Consider the following 26,093-nt stretch of genomic DNA (forward strand, 5'->3'; position numbering starts at 1 on the left):
CGGCATACGGGTGCCGGGATCTGGCAATGCTACACCTGACACAGAAAGGACGGTCGAGGCGAATGGGATACTACAACCCCGACACCCCCGGGAAACCCCGTGCCCAAGGCGCCCTGCGGTGGGTGGCCACCGTGGTGGTCTCCGCAATGGCCGGTGCCGGTGCGACGCTCGCCGCCCTGCCTGCGTTGGCGCGCACGGGCCTGGATCAGCCGGCGGTTCCAGCGGTGTCACGGGAACCGGCCCCCAGCCCCGTCGGGCAAACCGTGACTTCGGTCAGCGTGTCGGTGGCCGATGGCATCACCGAGGCGGTCAAGAGGGTCGAGCCGGCGGTCGTCGGTGTGGTCAACTACGCGCGCGTGTCCGACTTTTTCACGCAGACGTCGAAATTGGAAGCCACTGGTGTCGGCACGGGCGTGCTGTTTCACAAGGACGCTCAGTACGGCTTCATCGTCACGAACAATCACGTCGTCGAAGGGGCGGCGAAGGTGGAGGCGGTGCTGGAGCAAGGCAAACACGTGCTGGCCAACGTCGTCGGCACCGACCCGTACACGGACCTGGCCGTGCTGCGTGTGCCGCTGGCGCCGTTCCAGAACGTGCAGCCCGCTCAGTTCGCGAACTCCGATGAGGTGGAGGTCGGGGAACCGGCCATCGCCATCGGGACGCCGATGGGGCTGGATTTCGCGGATACCGTCACCGCCGGCATCGTGAGCGCGAAACAGCGCATCATGCCCGTGGAAGAGCCGCAGACGCACCAGACGCTCGACTATCAAGCGGTGATTCAGACGGATGCCGCCATCAACCCGGGCAACAGTGGCGGCCCGCTGGTCAACATCCACGGGGACGTCATCGGGATCAACAGCAGCAAGATTGTGGCGCCGAACTTCGAAGGGATGGGCTTTGCGATTCCCGCCAACGCGGTGCGCGCCACCGCCCAGGAGATCATGAAGACGGGGCACGCGTCCCATCCGGCCTTGGGGATCAGCGGCTATTCCCTGTCCTCGCTTCCTCAACAGTGGTGGCCCGATGTGCCCGTCGACTACGGGGTGTTCGTGCGCAGCGTCAGCGGCGCGGGCGCGAAGCAGGCCGGGTTGCAGCCGCAAGACGTGATCGTCGGGATAGACGGCAAGACCGTGAAGAACATGGCCGACCTGCGGACCCATCTCTTTCAGAAGAAGCCGGGGGACAAGGTGACGCTGCGGGTGTACCGCGGCAGCCGCCAGCTGGACCTGACGGTGCAGTTGGGGGAGATGCCGTCCCAGAACAGCAGCGCGGCGGGCGAGGACGGGCGCGGTGCCGTCGCAGAGACCCCGTTCGGGCTGCCCAATCCATTTGGGGACTGAGGGGCGGCCATGCAGCTCATCCTCCTGGCCGTCGGCCGGCTGAAAGAGCGGTATTGGCGGGAGGCGCAGGCGGAGTACGCCAAGCGCCTTTCGGGAACGGTCCAATTGGAGATCCGCGAGGTCGAGGATGAACCCGCTCCCGATTCGGCCAGCGACGCGCAGCGGCTGGCCGCGCTGGATCGCGAGGCGTCGCGCTTGGAACGGCACCTTCGGGACAGGGACGGATTGGTGGTGCTGGACATCGCCGGCCGGATGCTGTCGTCGGAGCAGTGGAGCGGCGAGTACACGCGCCTGCTGCAATCCGGTTTCGGGCGGCTCGTGTTCATCGTCGGCGGTTCCTACGGGCTGCATCCGCGCCTGCTGGCCCGCGCGGATTTGAGATGGAGTTTCGGTCCCGCGACATTTCCGCATCAACTGGCGCGTATCATGGTATTGGAACAGATCTACCGCGGCATCCGGATTGCCTCAGGTGCTCCGTATCACAAGTGATCCGGGCGTCCGGGGCGTCACGGTGCCTCCGGTGACCGTGGAGTCCACCTTCGGGACCATTGCGTCCTTGTACGGATTGAACCACCCCATCATCACCGAGGCGCAGGACACCGCCCTGGTCACGGTCGCCATCCTCAGCGCGCTCATTCCCACCTTCATCGCCCAGACGTTCTTCTTTCCCGGGAAACCCGCGTCCGAATCCCCGGACCAGGCGGCCGTGCCCGCCGTGTCGCCGGGGACGCCCGACGCAGGTCCGTGACGCACGACATACCTCGTCCCGCGCACGCATACCGTGTAACAAGATCCACGCGAATCGGCGATGAGGCTCGCCACAACCGTCTGCCAGACAGACTGATGACTCCTGCCCGGCGGCGCGCCGCCATGGTCATCCGCCGGGGGGAGTCTCATTGTGGAGGTGGCCGATGGACAGCCAACTGATTTCGCTCGCGCTGGTCAGCTCCGTGGTGGCCATCGACAACGCGCTGCTGGCCGGCATGATTGTGCCCTGGACGCCGGAGCGGCAAAAACCCGTCATCATCACCGCGGCGGGGATGGCGCTCGCCATGGTGCAGATCCTGCTGGCCATCGGCGTGGGCCACCTGCTGGAGCAGCCCGCGTTTCGCATCGGTGTGACCCTGATGCTGATCTGGATGTGTGCACGGACACTGGCGATGATGCCGTCCTCTGCACGCGGCCGTTCCGCGTGGGGTCAGGTCTGGCGCGTTCTCCTCTACACGGTGGTCGGCAATCTCGACAACATGATCTGGTTGGGTGCGGAGTGGAAAGGGCAATCCTTGTGGCTGGTCTTCTTCTCCGTCGCGACCCTCCCGTTGTTCATCGTGACCGCCCTGTTTCTGTCGGCCCAATGTGAGCGGCACCGGTGGATCCTCGTCCTCGGCGCAGGCATGATGGCCTGGGCCGCCGCGGGGCTCATTCTGCCGGATATCCGTTGGCACCTGATGGCGCAGGACCTGCCGCTGCTGGCCGAGCGGGCGGCCGTGGCGTCGGTCATTCTCGCCATCGGGGTCCTGTGGCGGTGGTGGGCGGCGGGGCGCTCGGTTGGATGAAATCTTGGCGCATACAATCCCTGCCGCCGCCCATCATGGAGGATGACAAGGAATTCAAGGAGGCGGTGGGGATGGAGCGCACCCAGGAACCGAAGGTACCGGCCGGGCCCGGTCAGGTTCGGGCGGAGCCGGACATCAGTCCGTTTGAACTGAAGGACCAACTGATTCAACTGGCGCGGGAATACGAGCGCAAGAGCATGCGGGTGATGCTGGACGCCGGGCGGGGCAACCCGAACTGGGTGGCCGCTGCACCACGCGAGGCGTTTTTTGCACTCGGACAGTTCGCCATGACGGAGTGCCGGCGCGTCTGCAACGAGGGGGATCTGGCGGGCAAACCCCGCTGCGACGGGATGGGGGCGCGCTTTAAGGCGTTCGCCGCTGCACACAGGGACACACCCGGGGTCGAGCTGCTGCGTCGAATCGTGCAGTGGGGTGTGGACCGCTGCGGATTTTCGGAGGAGGAATGGTTGTATGAGCTCGTCGACGGGATTGTCGGGGACAACTACCCGACCCCGGGCCGCATCTTGCCCTTGGTGGAACGGGTGATGCACCAGTACCTCATCCAGGAGCTCTGCCAGGGGGACGAAGGTTGCGGGCCGTTCGATCTCTTCGCGACCGAGGGCGGGACGGCCGCCATGTGCTACCTGTTTGACACTCTGGTGGCCAACCGGCTGCTCAGGCGGGGGGACCGGGTGGCGGTCGGAGTACCGATCTTCCCGCCGTACGTCGAGATCCCGCAACTCCGTCGCTATCACTTTGATGTGGTGGAGGTCCGCGCCACGGGCAGGGACGAGGAAGGACTCCACACCTGGCAGTACCCGCCGGAAGAAGTGGAGAAACTGGCCGATCCCTCGGTCAAGGCGTTCTTCCTCGTCAACCCGAGCAATCCGCCGTCGGTGGCCATGGCGCCAGAGACGGTTCGCCAGGTCGTGAAGCTGGTGCACGAGCATCGCCCGAACCTGATGATGATCACCGACGACGTGTACGCCACATTCGTCAATGGGTTCCGCTCGCTGCTCGCCGTGCTGCCGCACAACACCGCGGTGGTGTACTCGCTGTCGAAGTATTTCGGGGTCACCGGCTGGCGCCTGGGGGTGATCGCCGTGCATCGGGACAATGTGTTCGACCGCCTTCTCCGCACGCATCCGGAGGAGGTCCGACGTGAACTGGCTGCGCGGTACGCTTCCTTGACGCCGTGTGTGGACGAGCTTCGCTTCGTCGATCGCCTGGTGGCCGATAGTCGCCAGGTGGCTCTTCGTCACACAGCGGGGCTGTCGACGCCTCAGCAGGTGCAGATGGCGCTGATGGCGGTCTTCGCGCTCCTGGACGAGGACGACACATACAAGCGTCAGACCCAGGCCATCTGCAGACGGCGCATGCGCCTCTTGTACGAGGGGCTGGGGATGCCGGAGCCGATGCTGCCGCTGGACGCGGACTACTACACGGAGTTCGACCTGGAGGAGTGGTCGAACCGCCACTACGGGCGGGCGTTCACGCAGTACCTGACCTCACGTCACCTGCCCCAGGAGGTGCTTTGTCGGCTCGCCGAGCGCTCGGCCATCGTTCTGCTGCCGGGCGGGGGATTTTACGGACCGCGCTGGTCGGTGCGCGTCTCCTTGGCCAACCTGGACGACGGCGCGTATCGCACCATCGGCCGGGCGCTACACCAGGTGCTGGAGGAGTTCGTCGCCGAGTGGCGCGACGCGGGAGAGTTTGCTTTCATCTGAAGCGCACGGGCGCCCGTGGCGGGCGCCCGTCCGTGTCCTAGGTGCGGTTCCGGTTCTCGTGGTCGTACGCCACGAGCACAATCTCCCCGGCCGTCTCCGCACTCAGTTGACGTTCCCATTCGCGGATGCGCTCCACCAGGTCGGGGCGGAGCGACGCAGGCTTGAATCCACGGTTCGCCGCACGCTGTGCATCGTTCACACGGGCCACCTCCACCTCCTGTTATGACCCGCTCGCTGGGAAGTTATTCCTTGGCGGAGCCCCTCGGGGAATCCATGCGGACGCCGCCAGAAACGCCCGAATCTCATCCCGATGCGCCCACACGTCGGCCCGCGCCATGGCGGCGTTGGCCAGCAGTCCTCGTTTGGACCACCACGTGGCCGGGCCAAAGGCGGGCTGCAGGGGCAGGACATCCTCGCCCGCCAGATCGGCATCCACCGACTCCTGCAGCATCACCTCCACGGAGCGGCGCAGGACGCGGAACACGGAATCCGGCCGCCAGCCGGGGGGGAGGCGGTGCAGGTTGACCGCGAGGATGCGGTCGCAGCCCGCCTGGCGGAGGACGCGGACCGGGATGAGATCGCGAAGGCCGCCGTCGGCCAACACCCAGTCCGCGATGCGCACCGGCGTGACGACGCCCGGGATGGCGCAGCTTGCGAGCAGGGCGAGGTCGAGGTGGGGCGGCCGAACGGCGACGCCCGACTGGCACAGCGCGGGGTGGGTGCTGAAGACGACGGGCTCCGCGCTGACCAGATCCGCCGCCACCACGGCAAAGGGCATGCGCGGGGTGCGATCCCGGAGCAATTCTGCCAACCACCGCTGCAGCCGCCGCCCGTGGAAGAGACCGGGTGCGATCCAATCGGGATCGGGCCGCACGCGCCGAAGCACGGCGTGGCAGGCGCTGCGCGTGATGGGAAAGGCGTAATCGAAGAGGCGGATCCCGGGGAAGCGGGCCGCCAGGCGCAGGCAGGCTCCGGGGCTGTACCCGTGCGCGTACAGGGCCGTCACCAAGGCGCCTGCGCTGGTGCCCGCCACCAGGTCGGGCTGGACGCCCATGTCGTGCAGCGCCTGCAGGACGCCGACGTGCACGGTGGCCAACAGCTCTCCCCCGCACAGGGCGAGGCCGACGCAGGGCCGCCGGGCGGCCGGTTTTGCAATGTCATGCGCGGTGTTCATCCACTTTCCATCCATGCGCTGAATCCTCCTGGATGGCAGCCTATGCCGGAGGCAGGGTTTGTGGTGCCGGCTTCCGAGGGGTATCATAGGGGGCGTCAAATTGCGGCGGGGGAGGGACGTCATTGGCACAGCGCCGGTACCTCTTGCTGGTCACCCTGGCCCTCGGCATGCTGCTGAATCCGCTGAACTCGTCGATGATCTCGGTGGCCATCGCGCGTTTCCAGGACGTCTATGGGCTCAGCTTCGAGCAAGTGTCGTGGATCATCTCCACGTATTATCTGGCCAGTGCCATCGGACAGCCCGTCATGGGGAAGCTGGCCGATCTCTTCGGCCCCAAACGGAGCTTCCTGACCGGCCTGGTGGTCGTGGCGGTGTCGTGTCTGCTGGCGCCGGCATCCCCGTCGTTCGGCTGGTTGATTGCGTTTCGCATCGTGCAGGCCTTCGGCACCAGCGCCATCTACCCGGCGGGGATGGCCATCATCCGCCGCACGGTCAGCGAGGGGCAGGCCCGGGCGCTGGCGTTTCTGGCCGTGTTCTCCTCCGGATCGGCCGCGTTCGGCCCGACCATCGGCGGCCTGCTGCTGCACTGGCGTGACTGGCCCGCCATCTTCTTCGTGAACTTTCCCTTCATCCTCACGAGCTTCTTCCTGGCGCTGTGGGTGCTGCCGGGAGCGGGCGGGGCGGCGAACCGGGTGCAGGCCCGCGCTCGGGCCGGTGAGGTGCTCCGGGCCATCGATCCCCTCGGCGTTGCGCTCTTCTCCATAGGCATCGTCGGCTTGTTGATGGGGCTGTTGTCCATCCGCACGGGTGTGCGCTGGGTCCCGGGGGCGGCGGGCATCGCGGCTCTGGCGCTGTTCACGGTATGGGAGCGAAAAGCCGGCCGGCCGTTCATCGACCTTCGCCTGTTCGCCCGCAACCGCATGTTCACCTGGGTGCACATCCAGTTCGTCGTGGTGAACATCATCTTCTACAGCGTCTTCTTCGGCATCCCGACCTACCTGGAGGAAGTCTGCCATTTCGACGCGCGCACCACCGGCCTGCTCATGCTCTGCATCGCGGGCTTCGGCGTCGTCGTGTCGCCGTTGGCGGGGCGCTGGATCGATCACGCGGGCTCGCGCCCCCCGCTGATGCTCGCCGGGGTCATCATGGCGACCGGATCCATCCTGTTGACCACGGTGCACGAGGCCTCTCCGGTGGGCTGGCTGGTGGTGGTGTTCTCGGTGCTCGGGCTGGCGAACGGTTTCAACAACGTGGGCCTCCAGGCCGCCCTGTTCGCCAGCGCGCCGAAGGAGATCATCGGCACCGCCTCGGGACTGTTCATGACCGCCCGATACCTCGGCACCATCCTCTCGTCCATTCTGCTCGGCCTGGTGTTCGGGGCCTCGCCGACCACCGGACGGCTGCGCGTGCTCGGTGTCGTGCTGGCGGCGCTGGCGGCGTGGGTGTTCTGGATGAGCTGGCGTCTCCCGCGTGGCCGGACGCGGGCGTGAGGCGCTCATGGAAGGTCCCGGCCATTGACAACCAGAGCGCCTCTGTCTACACTAGTCGTAAATTTCATAGCGGCTCACGTGATTCTTATCGAGAGAAGCTGAGGGACTGACCCTGTGACGCTTCGGCAACCAGCGGCCATCACCCATGCGGCGGGCGGGCTGCCCGGTGCCAATTTCAGAGGAACGCGGAAGCGGATCCGAAGATGAGAAGCATGTAGCATCGCAGACCTGGATGCCATGTGCCCTTCTCTCAGGTGAGAAGGGCTTTTCGTTTCCATTCCGTGGATGGGGGAGGCGCCATGACACGAAGCATTCAGCGTGCCCTGCAGGAACGCATCCTGGTGCTCGACGGGGCCATGGGGACGATGATTCAACAGCAGAACCTGACAGAACGCGACTTCGGCGGCAGGGCGTACGACGGGTGCAACGAGTACCTGTGTCTGACGCGGCCGGATGTCATCCTCTCCATCCACCGCGCCTACCTGGAGGCCGGGGCCGACATCATCGAGACCAACTCGTTCGGCGGCACGCCGCTGGTGCTCGCGGAGTACGGATTGGCGGACCGGGCCCGGGAGATCAACCGGGCAGCCGCGGCGCTGGCCCGCCAGGCCGCCGACGGGTTCAGCACGGAGGCGTGGCCGAGGTTTGTGGCGGGTTCCATGGGGCCGACGACCAAGAGCCTCAGCGTCACCGGCGGGGCGACGTTCGACGAGCTGGTCGCGTCGTACGCCGAGCAGGCGCGAGGCCTCCTGGAAGGCGGTGTCGACGTGCTCCTGGTCGAGACGGCGCAGGATCTGCTCAACGTCAAGGCGGCCAGCCTCGGCATCCGGCAGGCGTTCGCCGACACCGGGCGGGAGGTACCCATTCTCATCTCCGGCACCATCGAGCCGATGGGCACCACCCTGGCGGGGCAGACCATCGAGGCGTTGTACCTGGCCGTCGAGCACCTCCAGCCGCTGGCGGTGGGGCTCAACTGCGCGACGGGTCCCGAGTTCATGCGCGATCACGTTCGCGCCCTCGCCTCGCTCGCATCCTGCGGAGTCAGCTGCTACCCGAACGCCGGCCTGCCCGACGAGGAGGGTCACTACCACGAGACCCCGGCGAGCTTCGCCGCGAAGCTGGCCGATTTCATCGACCAGGGATGGCTCAACATCGTCGGCGGCTGCTGCGGCACCACGCCCGAGCACATCCGCGCCGTGCGCCAGGTGGTCGACGGCCGGGCGCCGCGCCGTCTTGCGCCGCCGCACGGACACGCCGTCTCCGGCCTCGAGGCCGTGTTCCTCGAGGAGGACAACCGGCCCATCTTCGTCGGCGAGCGTACCAACGTCATCGGATCGCGCAAGTTCCGCCAGTTGATTGCGGCGGGCGAGTACGAGGCGGCGTCGGAAATCGCGCGGGCGCAGGTGAAATCCGGGGCGCAGGTGGTGGACATCTGCCTGGCCGACCCTGACCGGGACGAGTTGGCGGATATGGTCCGGTTCCTGCCGCACGTGGTGAAAAAGGTCAAGGTGCCGCTGATGATTGACTCCACCGACGCCGCGGTCGTGGAGGCCGCGTTGAAGTTTTCGCAGGGCAAGGCCATCATCAATTCCACCAACCTGGAGGACGGCGAGCCGCGCCTCGCCCGCTTCGCCGAGCTGGCACGCCGCTACGGGGCGGCGCTGGTGGTCGGGACCATCGACGAGCGGGGCATGGCCGTGACCCGCGAGCGCAAGCTGGAGGTCGCTCTGCGCAGCGTCGATTTGCTCGTGAACCGGTACGGGTTGGCCGCGCGGGACATCGTGATCGATCCGTTGACCTTCCCGGTCGGCACGGGGGACGAGAAGTACATCGGATCGGCAAAGGAGACCATCGAGGGCATCCGGCTCATCCGCCAACACCTGCCGGAGTGCCCGACCCTCCTCGGCATCAGCAACGTCTCCTTCGGCCTGCCTCCGGCCGGGCGCGAAGTGTTGAACTCGGTCTTTCTCTACGAGTGCACCAAGGCGGGGCTCGGCTACGCGATTGTCAACACCGAGCGGCTGCAGCGCTACGCCTCCATCCCGCCCGAGGAGCGGGCGCTGTGCGAGCGGCTCTTGTTTGAGACGAGCGATGAGGTGGTGGCCGAGTTCACGGCGTTCTACCGGTCCAAAAAGTCGGCGGAGAAGCCGCCCGCCGCGTCGCTGCCCCTGGAGGAACGGTTGGTCCGGCATATCGTGGACGGCTCCAAGGAGGGACTGTACGCCGACCTGGACGAGGCTCTGCAGAAGTACGCGCCGCTCGACATCATCAACGGGCCCCTGATGGACGGGATGAACGAGGTCGGGCGCCTGTTCAACAACAACGAATTGATTGTCGCCGAGGTTCTGCAGAGCGCGGAGGTCATGAAGGCGGCCGTCGCCTACCTGGAGCCGCACATGGAGAAGCAGGAGACGGCGACCAAGGGCACCGTGCTGCTGGCCACCGTCAAAGGGGACGTGCACGACATCGGCAAGAACCTGGTCGAGATCATCCTGTCGAACAACGGGTTCCGCGTCGTCAACCTGGGCATCAAGGTGCCGCCGGAACAGTTGATTCAGGCGTACCGGGAGGTGAAGCCGGACATCATCGGTCTCTCCGGCCTGCTCGTCAAATCCGCCCAGCAGATGGTGTTGACCGCCGGAGACCTGCGTCACGCGGGTGTCGACGTGCCGCTTCTGGTGGGCGGGGCGGCGCTGACGCGCAAGTTCACGTACACGAAGATCCAGCCGGCGTACGAGGGGACGGTGATCTACGCCAAGGACGCGATGGAGGGGCTGGAGTATGCCAACCGCCTGGCCGCGGGCAGTGCGGAGCGGGACCGGTTGCGGGAGGAGTTGGCGCAGGTGCAGGCGCAGATGCAGGCCGGCGCGGCGCCCAAAGCCGACCTCGATGCGGGGCAGGGGCGCCGTGTGTCCGGCGTGCGCCGGGACGCGCCCGTGTTCGTGCCGCCCGACTGCCGCAGGCACGTGCTGCGCCACTACCCGCTGTCCCACATCCGGCCGTACCTGAATCTGCAGATGCTCCTCGGGAAACACCTGGGGCTTCCCGGAAACGTGGAGAAGCGGATTGCCGAGGGAGACGAAAAGGCTCTGTCGCTGCTCGCGATGGTGGAGGAATTGTTGGACCAGTGCGATCGCGAAGGGTGGCTGACGGCCCACGCCGTGTACCGGTTTTTCCCGGCGCAGGCGGACGGGGATGCCATTCTCGTCTTCGATCCGGACAATCCCGCCCGCGTCCTCGAACGCTTCCCGTTCCCGCGCCAGCAGAAGCCGCCCTATCTGTGCCTGGCCGACTTCGTCCGGCCGAAGGAGAGCGGCGTCCTCGATTATGTGGCGTTTTTCACCGTCACCGCTGGGCGGGGGGTGCGCGAACGGGCGGAGCAGTGGAAGCGGGACGGGGATTACTTGCGCAGCCACGCCTTGCAGGCGCTGGCGCTGGAGATGGCGGAGGCGTTCGCGGAGCGGCTGCACCAGATCCTGCGCGACCAATGGGGCTTCCCGGATCCGCCGGACATGACGATGCGCGAGCGGTTCATCGCCCGCTACCAAGGGATTCGGGTGTCGTTCGGGTATCCCGCTTGCCCGGACCTCGAGAACCAGGCGCCGCTCTTCCGGCTGCTGGAGCCGGAGGACATCGGGGTGTGGTTGACGGACGGGTACATGATGGACCCGGAGGCGAGCGTGTCGGCGATGGTGTTCGCCCATCCGGAAGCGCGCTATTTCAATGTCGAGTGAGGAGGGGGCACGGATGACACCGGTGGGACAGTCGTGGCGGGCACGAGCCCGCGCGGGCGTCTTGGTCGGCGACGGGGCGATGGCCACCCAACTGCATCAGATGGGGGTGCCCATTCGCGCCTGCTGCGAGGCGCTCTGTGTCTCCCGCCCGGAGCTGGTGGAGCGGGTGCACCGCGCGTACCTGGTGGCTGGCGCGGACTGGATCCAGACCAACACCTTCGGTGGGCACCGGGCCGCGCTCGCCCGGTACGGGATGGAGGACCAGGTGCGCGAGATCAACGGTGCGGCGGTCCGCGTGGCGCGACGGGCGGTGGAGCACGCCGCGGAGGCAAGGGTCGGTGCAGATGCCGGCGGTGTGGACGGTGCCCATCGCACGGGGCGTACCGGGCCCGTGGCGGTGTTCGGCACCATCGGTCCGGCGCTCGATCTCGTCGCCCCCGGCGGCATGGAGGCGGGCCACCGGGCGTGGCTGCGCGGGCTGTTTGAGGAGCAGGCGGAAGCTCTCCTGGCGGCCGGGGTGGACGGCCTGCTTTTGGAGACGTTCCCGGCCCTGGAGGAGCTCCTGCTGGCGCTGGAGGCGGTCCGCCGGCTCACCGAAGGGCCCGTGCTGGCCCACCTGTCCCCCGATGCCGTCGGCATCACCCGGGACGGCGTCCCGGTGCAGGACGCGTTCACGGCGCTGCTGAAGGCGGGGGCGGACGGTGTGGGATTGAACTGCCGCCTGGGCCCGAACGGCGTCCTGCGCACCTACGAAGGGGTGGCGAGACAGCCCGGGGTCGTGTATTCGGCGGCGCCGAACGCCGGCATGCTCCACCTGGTGGATGGGGACATCGCCTACACAGGCGATCCGGACTACTTCGCGGCCGTGGGCGAACAACTCGTGCGCTGGGGGGTACGCGTTATCGCGGGATGCTGCGGCACGACCCCGGCGCATATCCGAAAGGTAAAGCAACGGCTTCAGGCCGCCGAATGGACAGGGGCCGCAGCCGGTGACCCGGACGGATGTTCGCGGGAATGTTCGCGGGAAGCGGCGGGACCGGACGGAGCTCAGGAGGGGCTGAAGGCGCCCGAGCGGGTGCAGGTCCGGGCGCGCCCGTCTGGGGAGACCGCCGAGGACGGGCGGCCGGGGCGGACGCCCGTCGGCGCGGGGGACCCTGCCGGGCGGGGCGAAGCCGCGGAGCGCGGCGTCCAAGCCGGGCCGTGGGCACCGGCGGGATCGCTCGCCGAACGGGCGAAGCGCGGCCGGACGGTGGTGGTGGAGCTGGACCCGCCGCGCACCCTGGACGTGCGCCGGTATCTGGAGGGGGCGCTCGCCCTGCAGCGGGCGGGGGCGGACGCCATCACGCTGGCGGACAATTCCCTGGGTCAGGTCCGGGTCAGCAACATGGCCGTCGCGAGTCTGCTTAAGCAGGCGGGGGTGGAGCCGCTGGTGCACGTCACGTGCCGGGACCGCAATCTGATTGGCCAGCAGTCCCACCTGATGGGCCTGCATGTGCTGGGCATTCACCACGTACTCTTGGTGACGGGCGATCCGTCCCGCTTCGGCGACCTGCCGGGGGCGACCTCCGTGTACGACGTCTCCTCCATCGAGCTGACGAAGATGGTGAAGCGTCTGAATCAAGGGATCGCGTTCTCCGGCCAGCCGATGAAACACCCCTCCCGGTTCGTGGTCGGCACGTCGTTCAATCCGCACGTGGCGAATTTTGACAAGGCGATGGATCGCCTGCGCCGCAAGCTCGACGCGGGGGCGGACTTCGTGCTGACGCAGCCGCTGTTCGACGTGCGGATGTTCGAGCGGATCGCCCGTGCGGCGGAGCCGTTCGGCGCGCCCGTGTTCGCGGGGGTCATGCCGCTCACGAGCGCCCGCAACGCGCGCTTCTTGCATCACGAGGTGCCGGGTATCCGCATCCCGGACGAGATCCTCGGCCGGATGGAGGCCGCGGCGCCGGAGGCGGCGGCCGAAGAGGGGCTTTCCATCGCGGAGACGTTGTTGGATGAGGCGATGCATTGTTTCAACGGCATCTACCTGGTCACGCCGTTCTTGCGCTACGACCTGACCGTGCGGCTGGTCCAGTTTGTCCGGGCCCGTGCGGGGGCGCCACTTTCTTCGCGGGCGGCGGAGGCCTGAACCCGAGAGTGGGACAAAAAATCTGTGGATGCCGTAGGATCTCATCAGGTGCGGAGGCGCCGAAGGCCCGCCGTGAGCGCCACGCCCGACCACAGGCTGAGCCACGGATCAATCGGGACGCGCATGCGATCCCACGCCGGGAAGAAGAAGAACAGGCCGACGTAATACGCGAACATCCACCACAGGGCCAGCGGACGCCGATCCCCGGTGCGCCGGATCCACACGGCTTGGCGGATCACCCCGAGGAGCGCCAGCAGCAGCATGGCGCGGTACTCCCACAATCCTGCGGCGTACGCGGTGCGGCGGAATCGCTCGGACACGGGCGGCTGCGCGTGGCCCACGGACCAGAAGAAGGCGTTGTCCACGCCGCGAAAGAGGTTGCGCCACTTGACGAGGGCGAGCTGAAGGGTCCGGCCGGGATGCTGTTCGATGTACTGAACGGCCATGTGCTGCGCGGCACGGTTTTCGTTGACCTCGTCATGCACGTAGTTGAGAAACGGGTTGTCGCGCGGGTCGAGCGGCCAGAAGTACGCCCCGTTGGCGTGCGGGTTGTTGCCCTGCCACAGGTTGACCCCGCCGTTGGTCGACACCGGGATGAAGGCGTGCAGGCGCACCCAATTGCGTACCGTGACCGGCGCGATGACCAGGCTCATCGCCACCGCTGCCGTCACCGTCCACAGCGTCGCCCGCCGCCAGCCGGCCCGTGCGCACAGCAGGTACAGCCACAGCGCGCCGGGCAGCAGCAGCGCCACCGGGCGCGTGATGCAGGCGAGCCCCGTCACCGCGCCGGACAAAGCGGCCAACGGCCATCCCCAGCGCGCCCCTGGCCGGCTCACCCACAGGAGGGCCGTCAGCGTGAACAGGAAGGTGAACAACATCTCGCTGCACAGGACGCTCGACCAGGCGGCGTGCGGCACGTAGAGGGCCAAGGCCAGTCCCCCGCAGATCCCCGTCCCCAGTCCGTGCAGCCGTTCCCCGATCCGGCAAACCAATCCCGCCGTCAGCGCATTGAGCAGCACATTCGCCAGAACGCCGCTGAGCCAGTGCACCCCGGCGATGGCATACACCCCCGCGAGAAACAGCGGGTAACCAATCGGGAAATACGCCGTGGGGTGCCCGTCCACCAGGTACCCTTCCCCGCGCAGCAGATGGACCGCCTGACTCTGGTACCAAGCGAAGTCGGTGGCCGGGATGGGGTGGACAAATTGAATCCAGGCGAGCCGGACCAGCAGCGCGACGGCAATCACGCCGGCGCACGCAAGCCAGCTCCTGCGGCCTCGGGTCGGTGCGGATGCCAGGTCCACGTGGGGCAATGGGCGTTCTCCTTTCAGGCGGTATCGGACGGCGGGATCTCCGAAGGCAATCCACGGGCCGGTGGCTCGTCCTTCTCAGGGATGCGGCAGCGGGTTTGGCACCTGCCACACCTGGACGCCGTCCGCCTCGGCGACCGGGGGACCGAGGAGCGCGGTGAGCGCCCGTTCCGCGGCGGCAGGCAGGCGTTGGCCGTCCTGAACCGGATAATACACCAAGCGCTCGGCGCCGAGAATCGGGAGCGCTCGAGCGGCGGCGGCCCGGATGTCGGATTCCGGCACATTCGGGTTGAGGACGGATGTCATCTGGGCCAACGCCGTGCGGCGCGGCGGCGGGTTGCCGGTGTAGCCGTACGGGTTGACCATGGGCACGCGATATCCTCCGTCTGCCAATGCCTGCATGACGTCCGGCGTGTCGGTGGACAGGAAGTAGGTCGGGCGGCCGGCCACGGCGTCCAGCACCGGTCCGGGTTGGGTGAGTGCCCGGGCGGCGGCCGGCGTGGGCGAATGGAAGTACGGGGTCACCGGCCACCAGGCCGCACCGACGCAGAGCAGCGTGGCGCCCGCCAGCGCCCGCGCCGCGGCTGGCCGTGAGGACCGTCGCAACTGCTCCTCCAAGGCGCGGAACCCCAGTCCGATGGCAATCCCGTCGCCATACAGCATCAACCGCGAGGGCAGCGCGCTGTCGATGAAAGGGACGTGTTCCAGCAGCAGCCACGGCAGAGGGACATGGGTCACCCGGCCGGCGATGTGCAGATTGGGCCCCATGGACAGCACGGCGATGGCCGCGAACGTGTACGCCGCCGCGCGGGCTTCGGCGATTCGCCACAGCCGTGCGGCGGCAAAGACCAGCCACAGCAGCCCGGGGATGCCGAGATACCCGTTGTTTTCCCAGAAGTTTCCTGTGTATTGAAGGGATAGATTCGTGGTCCACGCGTTGTGCAGCGCGTACACCGGCGTGGGCAGCACGAAATTCAGCAGATCGTTCACATAGGCCTCGGAGGGCAACAGCTTGCCCTGCGGACGGGCGGAGCCGTGGAGAAGCGTCCAGATCCCGGGGGCGGCGAGGACGATGGCGGTCAGGAGCGCCGTCGCCACCGTGCGTAACGGGAGGCGGAAGGCCTGCTGTGCGCGGGATCGCAACGTGAGGATCAGAAACAGCGCGCCGATGGCGAGCGTGAGCGCAAAGGTCGCTGCGATCTCGATGGAGGTGTAGAACTGGAAAGCGGCCAGCCCGCCAATGAGGATCCCGCACGCCGCGGGACGGCGGGGCAGGTGGCGCAGCGCGCGCAGGAGGACCAGCGCCAGGGCCAAGGGGACGCTCGTCGCCCACAGATGCAAGTGGTACAGGCTCTGCGCGGTAAAATACGGCATGCCGCCGAAAAAGAGCCCCCCGGCGGCGGCCAGCCAGGGCCGCACACCGAGGTGGCGGAGCAGCGCGTCGCCGAGGAGGCACGTCGCCATCCAGTTGATCAGCCACAGCAGATTGTAGAGGGCCGCACCGGGAAGCCAGGTCATGAGCCAACCGAACAACGCAGACTCGGCGAGGATGGACGTGTTCCACATCAGGTTCTGGCCCGCGGGCGCATTGATGAGCTGCGTGTAAAAGGGGTTTTGGCCCGTCAGCAGGGCGTGCCAAACCCAGCCCAGGTACCACATGAACTGTTGCGGATCGCCCGGCCAACCGATGTACCAGTCGCCGAAGTGGCGCAGCACGGGTCCCGTCAGCAAGGCGGCGGCCGCGGCGTAGACGGACGATCTGAGCAGGCATGCGGCCCAATTCGGCGCATGACGGGCGATGACGGCGGACATACACGACCTCCCGTACGGCGAAATCTTCGGATCACCCGGAAACCCGATTGCTAGACATTGTGCAAGAGCGCAATGCGGAGTCTGTGATACATTATAGGACATAGGCAGCGGTCCACGTCACGAAGAGGGAGTGAGCCTTTTGAAACGAATTTGGTGGATGGCGGCGCTGCTCATCCTCGCGACGGGATGCGGGCCGAAGGCGACTGCCCCGGCGGCGACCACCACACCGTTCAACGCGGTGGAAGCCAACGCGGCGGGTGCAGACGGAGCGGCGGGCAACACGGCGGGGGACGACACAGACGCCGCGCCGACCGACGCCGACATGAAAAAGACCGCCTACGACCTGGTCGAGATGTACATCCAGTCTCATAATGACAAGAGCTTGACGGATTACAAGGCCGACCTGAACCGGTTCTTCTCGCCCGGCCTGTCGTCCGTGGTGGGCCAGATGGCGACCCAAGGCGTGGACTTCGCGCACCCGGTGGAGCACTACACCATCGACGTTCAGAAGGTCCAGCCCATTGACAACAAGAACTTTACGGCGCTGGTCAAGGCGGACATCCAGTACAAGGGCCAGCCGGTGGAACACCACCAGTATCACGTGACCTTCGTGCAGTACAACATGCAGTGGTACATCCGGTTGATTGGCGGTTGAGGCGGGACGGGCACCCAAAACGCGGTTTCGGGTGCCCGTTTTCCTTCCTGCGAGGCGCAACCGTCCCTCCTCGGCCATACAGTATGGTGAGGCTCCGCAAGGAGTGTTTTCGGCAAGGGAGGGAATCGCGTGCGCAAACAGACGTTGAAGAAGAGTGCCGGAAAACGCCAGGACCGCGCTTCCAAGCCGGCGGCCACGGAGCAGTCGCCGCCCGCAGCCAATCCGGTTCCGGTCGCTGCGCCGAAGGGCGGGGGCTCCCCGCTGAACACGTTGAAGCATAACCTCGCGGGCAAGCGAAAGGCCATCTTCGAGATCCTCGACGAGGTCAAGAAGGTCAAGCCGGAGCAGTGGCAGGACCCCAATCAGGTGGAGCAGTTGGCGAAAGGGTTTGCCCAAAAACTGGGCCTGCCCGTCCCGGACCAGCGGATAAAACAGTTCGTCGCCGCGTACAAGGACGCCACCAAAAACGGGCCCAACCCGAACGTCGACGAGCTGGTTAAGAAGTACGGCCATCATGTCGACGACGAGACGTTGAAGGAGATCAAGAAATTCGTCCCAAAGACCAAGTGACCTGGCAGGGAACAGCCTCCACGCGTACCGCGTGGAGGCTGTCTGTTCAGTTGGGCTGCTGCAGTCCCGGTCCGCCCATGGGCCCGGGGGCCGGGACGGGGTTCGGCTCGGGAGAGGGGGCCGCGGGGGGCGTGGTGTCCTGGTTCCCGCCACCGGCCGATTTGAGGAGCTGGTTGCCGAGGGGCGAGTTCATCAAGGCAATCAGGATGTTGGTGTAATCGTCCGTCGTCAGGTTCCTGCCCTTGTATTTGATCAACTTGTCGAGCACACCCGTCTCGCGCAGCGAATGGGTGGTGGAGTGGAGCGTGTCGAGCAGTTGATCCGCCTGCTGAAGGTAGCCCAGCCAATTCTTGACCATCGATCTCAGATTCGTGACGGACTTGAGCGTCTGCTGGATGCCCTGCGGCGACAACAGGTTGGCCAAGTTTCGCCGGCCTGGGGGCCGCCCGGCCATTTCGGGGGTGCTTGGCGCCCGGTTGCCGCGCCGCGCCTGCGCTTTGCGGGCCGGCGCAGCGGATCTGGGGCGGGTGGCTGCTTTGGCCGGCCGGCGGGACCCGGTACGGCTTGCCCGTTGCCACTGCGCTTGTGCCAATTGGATGTCTCGCAACAGCGCCTCACGCTGGCGCGGGTAGCTGGATGCGCTCTTGTCCAGGTGTTGCAGCCGGTGGCGCAGCCGGCGCAGGCGCTTGGCGTACACCTGGCGTTGCGCAGATGGGTTCGTCCCCATGTGTGGTCACACCTCCCTTGCGGTGTGCGTACCTGACGTATCATATGGGTGCGCCGTGCTCCGTGTGCAAAGGAGGCGCGTGCGGGGATTCATCCGGATGGCGGCAAGGCGTCTCGGCTGACGAATGCAGACAAGGGGCCCCGGTTCTCCGGGGCCCCTTGCGGGTACCTGTGCCACGGCACATGCGCCGTGCGCCAGGTCCGGCGGTTCACGGGTCACAGCAGCCGCTGCACAAAGCGGTGCATGCGCTCGATGGCCGTCTCGATGTTCTCGTACGCCGTGGCGTAGGAGAGGCGGATGTTGTTCGGCGCGCCGAAGGCCTCCCCGGGGACGGTCGCGACCAATTCCTGTTCGAGCAGCAGCTCGCACAGGCGCGTGGTGGTGCCGATCTCCTGCCCCTCCCAACGGGCGGTGAGCAGCTTGGACACGTTCGGGAAGACGTAAAACGCACCGTCGGGCATGAGGCATTCCACGCCCGGCAACTCGCGCAATCCCTGCACCAGGCGGTTGCGGCGGCGTTCGAACTCGGCCACCATCTGCGGGTCAAAGGACCGCAGAGCGACCACGCCCGCGGCCTGAGAGATGGTCGACGGGCTGCCGGTGCTGTGGCTCTGCAGACTGTCGACGGCCTTGGCGATGTCGAGCGGCGCCGCGATGTACCCGAGGCGCCAGCCGGTCATGGCGAAGGCCTTGGAGAATCCGTTGACGACGATGGTGCGGGGCATCAGCTCGGGCACGACGGCCGCCAGGCTGACATGCTTCACCCCGTAGACCAGCCGCTCGTAGATCTCGTCGGCGACGACGTAGATGTCGTGGCGGAGCAGCACTTCGCCGAGGGCCTGCAACTCCGCTTCCGAGTAGACCGCTCCTGTCGGGTTGCTCGGGGAGTTGAGCAGGAAGGCGCGCGTGCGGGGGGTGATGACCCGCTCGAGCTGCTCCGGCGTGATCTTGAATCCGGTCGATTCGTCGCAGGGCACAATCACCGGTGTGGCGCCGGAGAGCCGGATCTGCTCCGGGTAGGAGACCCAGTAGGGCGCAGGCAGGATGACCTCGTCTCCCGGGTCACACAGGGCCAGAAACACGTTGAACAGGGAGTGCTTGGCGCCGTTCGAGACGACGATTTGCTCGGGCTTGTACGGCAACCCGTTCTCTTCCATCAATTTCGCCGCGATGGCTTGCCGGAGCTCAAGCGTCCCGGCAGACGGGGTGTACCGGGTGTTGCCGCCGGTGATGGCGCGAATGCCCGCGAACGCCGCCGGGACCGGTGTGTCGAAATCCGGCTCGCCCACACTCATGTTGACGACCGGACGCCCCTCGCGGATGAGGGCCTTGGTCTTGGCGTCCACGCTCATCGTCGCCGACGGCGCGATGGCCCGCACGCGGCTGGACAGTCGCTGTTCCATGTGCCACGCTCCTTATCCATTGTTGTGGCCATTGTATCACAACCGCCCAAACCCCGGCACGGCTCATCTTTTGTTCGGCCACCACCGCCGCCACCACTGCGCTCCGGCCGCGCCGGGCCGGTCCGGGACCGGAGTGTGCAGCGGACAGAACGCCGAGGGCTCCGTCTCCGGGACGAAGTAGTCCGTCTCCGTGGTGCTGCAGGCGCTGGTGGCGAGCTTGGCGGTCACCGGATCGATGGTGCGCCGGACGAGGCCCGCCGGCGCCGAGAACCAGGGGCCGGGCAGCCGCTGCTGGGCGGTGCCCATGAATTTGGCCCAGATGGGCGCCGCCAGGTGGGACTCGGCGAGGCCGAGCGGCCGGTTGTCGTCGTAACCCACCCAGACCGCGCACACCAGGCGCGGCGTGTAGCCGACCATCCAGGCGTCGGTGTTGGTCGTCCCCGTCTTGGCTGCCGCCGTCCCATGCAGGTAGTGGCGGACGCTGTAGCCGGTCCCGCCCGGCTCAAGGACGCTGCGCATCAGGTCGGTCATCTGGAACGCCACCGCTTCCGGCACCGCCCGCCGGCGGCTGGGCGCCGTGGCGAAGTCGCGCCCCTGGCGGCCGTCGTGCACCGCTTCCACCGCGTAGGGCGTGACCGCGAATCCACCGTTGGCGAGGGCGGCGTACGCCGCCGCCATCTCCAGCGGGCTGACCGGGAACACGCCGAGGGCGAGCGACGGGTAGGGTTGCATCGGTGTGGAGATGCCCATCTTCCGCGCCGTCTCGATGACGGCCTCCGGCCCCAGCTCCAGGTTGGCCGTGACCGCGTACACGTTGTCCGATCTCGCCAGGGCCTCGCGCAGGGTGAGCGGCCGGTGTGCGTAGATGCCGCCGTAATCGCGCACCGTGTAGGTCTTGTCCTGGTCGTACAGAAAGGTGGTCATCTCGCTCGCGACCTGCCGGTCGGGCGTCCAGCCGTGCTCGAGGGCGGCCGCGTACAGCACCGCCTTGAAGGTCGATCCCGGTTGGCGCTCCGCAAACACGCGGTTGTAAGGGCTCTGCGCGAAGTCGCGGCCGCCGGCCAGCGCGCGGATGGCGCCCGTCTGCGGATCGAGGGCGACGAGCGCCGCCTGGATGCCGCTTCCCCGTGGCAGCGTGCTGGCGATGGCCCGTTCGGCGGCCTGCTGCAGCATCGGATCGAGGGTCGTTGTGATTTGGATGCCGCCTTGATCCAGATCCTCGGGGGCCAGGTGGAAACGGCGCTCCACCTCCCGCACCGCCGCCGCCGTGAAGTACGGGGCGGCGAGCGGGCGGCGTTGGACCGGCGCGATGGAGAGATGCTCCCGCGCGGCCGCTTCGGCTTCCTGCCGGGTGAGGAAGCCCGCCTGCACCATGCGGTCGAGCACTTCGCGCTGGCGGCGCACGGCGGCCTCCGGGTGCGCGACGGGGGAGTACAGACCGGGGCCCTTCGGAAGTCCGGCGAGCAGGGCGCATTCGGCCACGGACAGGTCCCGGACGGGCTTGTTGAAATACACCTCGCTCGCCGCGGCGACGCCGTAGGCGCCTTCTCCGTAGTAGACGGTGTTCAGGTACTGTTCCAGGATGGCGGACTTGCTCTCGTGCAGCTCCAGTTGCAGGGCGTACAGGGCCTCCCGCACCTTGCGCCCGAGGGTCCGGTCCTGGGTGAGGAACAGGTTTTTCGCCAACTGCTGGGTGATGGTCGACCCGCCTTGGACGATACTCCCGTGGCGCAGATTGACCCATGTGGCGCGCAGCAGGGACTTCGGATTGAACGCGTGGTGCTGGTAGAACTTCTGGTCCTCGGCGGCGAGGGTCGCCTCCTGCAGGGCGGCGGGGATGTCCTGCAGCAGGACGTGGCCGGCGCGGGCCCCCTTGGGGGTCCACTCGGCCAGGCGCGTCCCGTCCGCCGCGTCGATGTGCGTGGGGTGGACGAAGCTCTGGTCCGGCAGCGGAGCCGTCCGGAGGATCAGCAAAAGCCCGGTCATGCCGGCGAAGCCGCCGACCAGCGGGATCGCCAGGTACTTGGTCCACCACGGGGTCTTTCGCCACCAGTGCGCTGCGCCCCCGCCCGCTTGCGCGCGTCCGGCGGGCGTCTGCTCGAAGGCCATCCGCTTCCCTCCTGGCAGGGCTGATTTGGGCGGTTGCCCAATGTTTTCCGGTAGTATGCACCGGAACATCCATAGAAATGCAGGGCGCCGGATGGGGATGCGCTCTCGTTTACCCATGCGGTTGGTTTGGTATAATACAGCGTGTTTGTGGAGACTCGGAGGTGATTCAGTTGGTGCCAGCGGAGCTTTGGTTCACCGAGCGGCAGAACGACAACCTGACGATTGGCTTGCGGATCCGCAAGATTCTTCATTCGGAACAGACCGAATACCAGACGCTGGACGTGGTCGAGACGGTGCAGTACGGCAACCTGCTCGTGCTCGACGGGTGCGTGATGACGACCGACAAGGACGAGTTCGTGTACCACGAGATGATTGCCCACGTCCCGATGCACACGCACCCGAACCCGAAGAAGGTCCTCGTGGTCGGCGGCGGAGACGGCGGCGCCATCCGCGAGGTCGTGAAACACCCGAGCGTCGAAAAGGCGGTGTTGGCGGAGATCGATGAGCGGGTGATTGAGAACGCCAAGCGGTACTTCCCGCAGATTGCGCAGGGGTTCTCCGATCCGCGGGTCGAGATCCAGGTGACGGACGGCATCCGGCACGTGCAGGAGCATCCCGGGGAGTACGACGTCATCCTCGTGGATTCGACCGATCCGGTGGGGCCCGCGGCGGGCCTCTTCGCGCGCGATTTCTACCAGGCCGTGTACAACGCGCTCAAGGAGGACGGGCTGTTCGTGGCGCAGACGGAGTCCCCCTTCGTCAACCAGGACCTCGTCCGCGGCGTCTTCCAGGACGTGAAGAGCGTGTTCCCCATCACCGAGTTGTACCTGGCCTACGTGCCGACGTATCCGACGGGCATGTGGAGCTTCACGATGGGCAGCAAGCGGTACCATCCCCTGCGGGATCGCCAGCCGGCACGCACCGCGGACACGCGGTACTACACGGAGGCGGTGCATGAGGCGGCGTTCACGTTGCCCCGCTTCGTCGAGGAGCTCTTGAAGGGATGAGGCGGTCCGGCGTACTGCGCGGCGTCCCCGATGGCACCGGCGGCGGGGCGGGGGGTGCCGGCGCGGCGGCGGCCGGGGGCTGGATCCCCGCGATCGATCGCGCCTACAGCGGCGACCTCTTCATCGGGGCGACGGCCGACTTCGCCAGCGCCCAGGCGGTGATCTACGGCATGCCGATGGATTGGACGGTGTCCTTCCGGGCCGGCACCCGGCTCGGACCGGCCCGCATCCGCGAGGTGTCCATCGGCCTCGAGGAGTACAGCCCGTACCTCGACCGGGACCTGCGCGACATCCGCTACCACGACGCCGGGGATGTGCCTTTGCCGTTCGGCAACCCGCAGAAGAGCGTGGAGGCCCTGTACACCTTCGTGCGGCAGCTGTTCGCGGCGGACAAGTTCCCGCTCGGCCTGGGCGGAGAGCACCTGGCCTCGTGGGGGCCGATGCGTGCGGCGTGGGAGAAGTATCCCGACCTCTGCGTCGTCCACATCGACGCCCACACGGACCTGCGCGAACACTATGAAGGGGAGCCGTATTCCCACGCCACCGTGATCCGCAAGGTGTGCGACGCCATCGGCCCGGACCGGGTGTACCAGTTCGGCATCCGTTCGGGGACCCGGGAGGAGTTCGCCTGGGCGCGCCAGCACACGCATTTCTTCCCGTTCGACGTGGCGGAGCCGCTGGAGAGGGTGCTGCCCGAGCTGGAGGGCCGTCCGGTGTACGTCACCTGGGACATCGACGTGTTCGATCCCGCGTACGCCCCGGGGACGGGTACAGCGGAGCACGGGGGCATCACGCCGCATGAAGGGTTCCGGGCGATGCAACTACTGAGCCGGCTGAACGTGGTCGGCTTCGACATCGTCGAGGTGGCGCCGGTCATCGACCCGAGCGAGCTGTCGCAGATCCTGGCCGCGAAGCTGGTGCGCGAGGCGTTGCTTGCGTTCGTGCGGTGAAGGCGCGGTGAGGGGCGGCCGGATGGCCGCCCCGGTTTGCGGAGGAGGGGCGACATGTACTGGTTGGCCGCGGACGATTTCCGCAAGCCGGTGACGGTGTCCTGGGTCCGCCGGGTGTCCGAGGTGGATTCCGTGGCGTCCCCGGAGGACTTGGGGACGGCTGAGGTGCAGGTGGAGCGCTGCAAGGCGGACGGGGTCTGGGTACAGCGCGCCGGCACCCATTTTCTCACCTACGCCGATCCCGCCGACCGGCCCGGGGACGGTAGGCGCCCGGATCAGACCACGCTGCGCCTCAAGCCGGACCAGGTGGTGCTGTCGCGCTTCGGCGAGATCGCGTGGCATCACACCTTTGCCTCCGGGCGGGAGACGGCTTCCTCCATCCACGCGGGTTCGGGGCACATACCCTTACAGGTGCACACCGAACGCCTCCTGGTGAGGATCGGAGAACAGGGGGGCGCCGTGCGCTGCCGGTACCGTCTCAGCCTGGGCGGGTGGACGCAATCGGTGCGGCTGTTGATCACCTGGCGCGCGTGACGGCATGGACGCCGCTGGCGGCGGGCGGCGCACGTGCCCGGGGGCGGATCGATCCGACAGAAAATTGTGTCCATATCCGGTTCCGGTGTAAGATCCGGATGGGAACGCATGGGCCGGCGCCGCCGGCGGCGAGGAGGAACGCTCATGCCCGCGGGTCCGCTGACGCACGAGTGGCTGTTGCACATCCTCGAGACCATCGACGAGGGGATCCACGCGGTCGATCGCGACGGGATCACCATCCTCTACAACCGGGCGGCGGGCCGGTTGGACGGTTTGGCGCCCGAGGACGTGTTGGGCAAACACGTCTTGGAAGCGTTTCCGTCGCTCGGGCACGACACCAGCACGTTGCTGCAGGTCCTGGAAACGGGCCGGGCCATTCGCAACCGCGCCCAGACCTACACCAACTACCTGGGATTCAAGGTGCACACCGTCAACACCACCCTGCCCATCGTCTCCGGCGGAGAGGTGGTGGGGGCGCTCGAGATCGCCAAGGACCTGACACAGGTCAAGCGGCTATCGGAACAGGTGTTGGACCTTCAGGCCCAGGTGGCGAGCGGCCACCGGCGGGCCGTAACCCGGGGGGCCGGGAGGGACCCCGGGTCGCGTGCGCCGGGTGGCGCCGGGCGCGCAGGGGACGCCGGGGAGCGCCCGGGCGGCGCCGTCTACCAATTCTCCCATTTCATCAGCCAGGACCCGCGCGTGGCGGACATCAAGCGGCGGGCGCAGCGCGCGGCTACCACCACGTCTCCGGTATTGGTGTACGGGGAGACGGGGACGGGTAAGGAGCTGTTGGTGCAGGCCATCCACAACGCGGGGCCCAGGCGGGGGAGTCCGTTTCTCGCGCTCAACTGCGCGGCGCTGCCGGCGCCCCTGTTGGAAGGGATTCTGTTCGGCACAGTGCGCGGCAGCTTCACGGGGGCGGAGGATCGGCCGGGGTTGTTTGAGCTGGCCGACGGCGGGACGCTGTTTTTGGACGAGATCCAGTCGATGCCGCTGGAACTGCAGGCGAAGCTGTTGCGCGCCCTCCAAGAGGGCGAATTCATGCGCGTGGGCGACACCCGCGTCCGGCACGTCCAGGTCCGCGTGATGGCCGCCATGAACCGGTGGCCGGAGCAGGAGGTGGCGGAAGGGCGGTTGCGCGAGGACCTGTTCTACCGGATCAACGTGGTGCGCCTGGACCTGCCGCCCCTGCGGGATCGGCGGGGCGATCTGCCGCTGTTGGTGGCGCACTTCGTCGAGAAGTGGAACGGGCGCTTCGGGACCCAGGTGACGGGCGTGACGGCCGAGGTGTCCAGGCGTTTTGCGGAGTACCCCTGGCCGGGGAATGTGCGGGAACTGGAGAACGCCATTGAGGCGGCGATGAACCTGGTTACGAGCGGCGACATTCCCATGGATGCGCTGCCTGCCCATTTGCGCGAGTGGTGCGGAGGGCAGCGGGCCGGCGTGGGCGAACGGACCAAGCCGGGGATCGGCTTGTCCCCGCGGGCCGGAACGGCAGCGGAGGTGCGCGATGAGGCAGTGCGCGATGCGGGGGCGCCCGATGCGCGGGGACTCGACGCGGGGGTGCGGGCCACCCCCAGGGTTCCTCAGGATGCGGGGCAGGGGGAACGGCCGGACACGAACTGGGTGTCGTCGCTGCGGGAGGCGGGGATGGACGGGCTGTGGGCGCGACTGGACGGGGGGACGGGGGCGCTCGCCTGGCCGGCCATCCAGGCGGCGTTTGAGCGCATCGTCCTGCAGCGGGCGCTGGCGAGAAGCGGAGGCAATGTCAAGTTGGCGGCGCAGCGGCTCGGGATCCCGCGCCAGACGCTGCAGTACCGGCTGCGCCAGCTCGGGTTGGCCGGGACCCGGAGGCTTTAGTGCCCGG

Annotated in this window: 21 protein-coding genes and 2 riboswitches; of the genes, 14 read left to right on the top strand and 7 right to left on the bottom strand. The window is 67.5% G+C overall.

Features of this window, described 5'->3' with window-relative positions; all coding sequences use genetic code 11:
• Nucleotides 1–62: 62 nt before the first annotated feature.
• From BM357_RS05760 to aspD, 5 genes are all read left to right on the top strand, one after another.
• Nucleotides 63–1,340, top strand: coding sequence for a S1C family serine protease (locus BM357_RS05760; protein WP_074950557.1), 1,278 nt, complete (start codon nucleotides 63–65; stop codon nucleotides 1,338–1,340).
• 9 nt (nucleotides 1,341–1,349) lie between these two features.
• The gene (locus BM357_RS05765; RefSeq protein ID WP_074950559.1) at nucleotides 1,350–1,829 is read left to right on the top strand and encodes a 23S rRNA (pseudouridine(1915)-N(3))-methyltransferase RlmH; all 480 of its coding nucleotides are present in this window, start codon (nucleotides 1,350–1,352) and stop codon (nucleotides 1,827–1,829) included.
• A complete protein-coding gene (locus tag BM357_RS05770; protein WP_074950561.1) occupies nucleotides 1,810–2,088 on the top strand; it encodes a hypothetical protein in 279 nt (92 codons plus the stop codon). Before BM357_RS05765 ends, BM357_RS05770 begins: the two co-directional genes overlap by 20 nt.
• A gap of 47 nt (nucleotides 2,089–2,135) precedes the next feature.
• Nucleotides 2,136–2,200, top strand: a riboswitch (Fluoride riboswitch).
• 51 nt (nucleotides 2,201–2,251) lie between these two features.
• The gene (locus BM357_RS05775) at nucleotides 2,252–2,896 is read left to right on the top strand and encodes a TerC family protein (RefSeq protein ID WP_074950563.1); all 645 of its coding nucleotides are present in this window, start codon (nucleotides 2,252–2,254) and stop codon (nucleotides 2,894–2,896) included.
• Nucleotides 2,893–4,623, top strand: coding sequence for an aspartate 4-decarboxylase (gene aspD / locus BM357_RS05780; RefSeq protein WP_245783861.1), 1,731 nt, complete (start codon nucleotides 2,893–2,895; stop codon nucleotides 4,621–4,623). The genes BM357_RS05775 and aspD overlap by 4 nt, the downstream gene beginning before the upstream one ends.
• Before the next feature lie 37 nt (nucleotides 4,624–4,660).
• Here aspD and BM357_RS19735 read toward each other — a convergent pair whose 3' ends face one another.
• Complete coding sequence (locus BM357_RS19735; protein ID WP_175511459.1) at nucleotides 4,661–4,822, bottom strand: hypothetical protein; 162 nt, start codon at nucleotides 4,820–4,822, stop codon at nucleotides 4,661–4,663.
• Nucleotides 4,823–4,843: 21 nt separating this feature from the next.
• Entirely contained in the window at nucleotides 4,844–5,812 is a 969-nt protein-coding gene (locus tag BM357_RS05785) for a patatin-like phospholipase family protein (RefSeq protein WP_074950565.1), read from the bottom strand.
• Nucleotides 5,813–5,919: 107 nt separating this feature from the next.
• On the opposite strand from BM357_RS05785, the gene BM357_RS05790 reads away from it, so the two are divergent.
• The 3 genes from BM357_RS05790 to BM357_RS05800 all read left to right on the top strand — a co-directional run bounded on the left by BM357_RS05790 (nucleotide 5,920) and on the right by BM357_RS05800 (nucleotide 13,149).
• Entirely contained in the window at nucleotides 5,920–7,287 is a 1,368-nt protein-coding gene (locus tag BM357_RS05790) for an MFS transporter (protein WP_074950567.1), read from the top strand.
• 82 nt (nucleotides 7,288–7,369) lie between these two features.
• A riboswitch (SAM riboswitch) is annotated at nucleotides 7,370–7,497 on the top strand.
• A gap of 89 nt (nucleotides 7,498–7,586) precedes the next feature.
• Entirely contained in the window at nucleotides 7,587–11,021 is a 3,435-nt protein-coding gene (gene metH, locus BM357_RS05795; RefSeq protein WP_074950569.1) for a methionine synthase, read from the top strand.
• A gap of 13 nt (nucleotides 11,022–11,034) precedes the next feature.
• Nucleotides 11,035–13,149 carry a bifunctional homocysteine S-methyltransferase/methylenetetrahydrofolate reductase gene (locus BM357_RS05800; RefSeq protein ID WP_074950571.1) on the top strand — a complete coding sequence of 705 codons (2,115 nt, stop codon included), beginning with the start codon at nucleotides 11,035–11,037 and terminating at the stop codon, nucleotides 13,147–13,149.
• A 44-nt stretch (nucleotides 13,150–13,193) separates the two neighbouring features.
• On the opposite strand, the gene BM357_RS05805 is transcribed toward BM357_RS05800, so the two are convergent.
• Both BM357_RS05805 and BM357_RS05810 read right to left on the bottom strand, forming a co-directional pair.
• Nucleotides 13,194–14,462: an ArnT family glycosyltransferase gene (locus BM357_RS05805; RefSeq protein ID WP_074950573.1), complete on the bottom strand. Its 1,269-nt coding sequence runs from the start codon at nucleotides 14,460–14,462 to the stop codon at nucleotides 13,194–13,196.
• A gap of 75 nt (nucleotides 14,463–14,537) precedes the next feature.
• The gene (locus tag BM357_RS05810; RefSeq protein ID WP_074950575.1) at nucleotides 14,538–16,271 is read right to left on the bottom strand and encodes a DUF6311 domain-containing protein; all 1,734 of its coding nucleotides are present in this window, start codon (nucleotides 16,269–16,271) and stop codon (nucleotides 14,538–14,540) included.
• 139 nt (nucleotides 16,272–16,410) lie between these two features.
• Between BM357_RS05810 and BM357_RS05815 the strand changes: the two genes are divergently transcribed.
• Nucleotides 16,411–16,926, top strand: coding sequence for a hypothetical protein (locus BM357_RS05815; RefSeq protein ID WP_074950577.1), 516 nt, complete (start codon nucleotides 16,411–16,413; stop codon nucleotides 16,924–16,926).
• 129 nt (nucleotides 16,927–17,055) lie between these two features.
• Nucleotides 17,056–17,496, top strand: coding sequence for a hypothetical protein (locus tag BM357_RS05820; RefSeq protein WP_245783862.1), 441 nt, complete (start codon nucleotides 17,056–17,058; stop codon nucleotides 17,494–17,496).
• Between the two features lie 46 nt (nucleotides 17,497–17,542).
• Here the strand turns inward: BM357_RS05820 and BM357_RS05825 are convergent, their stop codons facing one another.
• The 3 genes from BM357_RS05825 to BM357_RS05835 all read right to left on the bottom strand — a co-directional run bounded on the left by BM357_RS05825 (nucleotide 17,543) and on the right by BM357_RS05835 (nucleotide 21,735).
• Nucleotides 17,543–18,223 (bottom strand): hypothetical protein, encoded by a 681-nt coding sequence (locus BM357_RS05825; RefSeq protein ID WP_074950579.1) that lies wholly within the window; start codon nucleotides 18,221–18,223, stop codon nucleotides 17,543–17,545.
• Between the two features lie 215 nt (nucleotides 18,224–18,438).
• Nucleotides 18,439–19,626, bottom strand: coding sequence for a pyridoxal phosphate-dependent aminotransferase (locus BM357_RS05830; protein WP_074950580.1), 1,188 nt, complete (start codon nucleotides 19,624–19,626; stop codon nucleotides 18,439–18,441).
• 63 nt (nucleotides 19,627–19,689) lie between these two features.
• A complete protein-coding gene (locus BM357_RS05835; RefSeq protein ID WP_083430232.1) occupies nucleotides 19,690–21,735 on the bottom strand; it encodes a transglycosylase domain-containing protein in 2,046 nt (681 codons plus the stop codon).
• 170 nt (nucleotides 21,736–21,905) lie between these two features.
• Between BM357_RS05835 and speE the strand changes: the two genes are divergently transcribed.
• The 4 genes from speE (at nucleotide 21,906) to BM357_RS05855 (ending at nucleotide 26,086) form a co-directional block, all read left to right on the top strand.
• Complete coding sequence (speE, locus tag BM357_RS05840) at nucleotides 21,906–22,742, top strand: polyamine aminopropyltransferase (RefSeq protein WP_074950778.1); 837 nt, start codon at nucleotides 21,906–21,908, stop codon at nucleotides 22,740–22,742.
• Entirely contained in the window at nucleotides 22,739–23,692 is a 954-nt protein-coding gene (gene speB, locus BM357_RS05845) for an agmatinase (protein ID WP_083430234.1), read from the top strand. Before speE ends, speB begins: the two co-directional genes overlap by 4 nt.
• Before the next feature lie 54 nt (nucleotides 23,693–23,746).
• A complete protein-coding gene (locus BM357_RS05850; protein ID WP_074950583.1) occupies nucleotides 23,747–24,226 on the top strand; it encodes a YwiB family protein in 480 nt (159 codons plus the stop codon).
• A gap of 144 nt (nucleotides 24,227–24,370) precedes the next feature.
• On the top strand, nucleotides 24,371–26,086 hold the full coding sequence (locus tag BM357_RS05855; RefSeq protein ID WP_074950585.1) for a sigma-54 interaction domain-containing protein: 1,716 nt from the start codon (nucleotides 24,371–24,373) through the stop codon (nucleotides 26,084–26,086).
• Nucleotides 26,087–26,093 lie beyond the last annotated feature (7 nt).

The sequence above is a fragment of the Paenalicyclobacillus macrosporangiidus genome (genome assembly GCF_900116805.1).
Lineage (GTDB): Bacteria > Bacillota > Bacilli > Alicyclobacillales > Alicyclobacillaceae > Alicyclobacillus_H > Alicyclobacillus_H macrosporangiidus.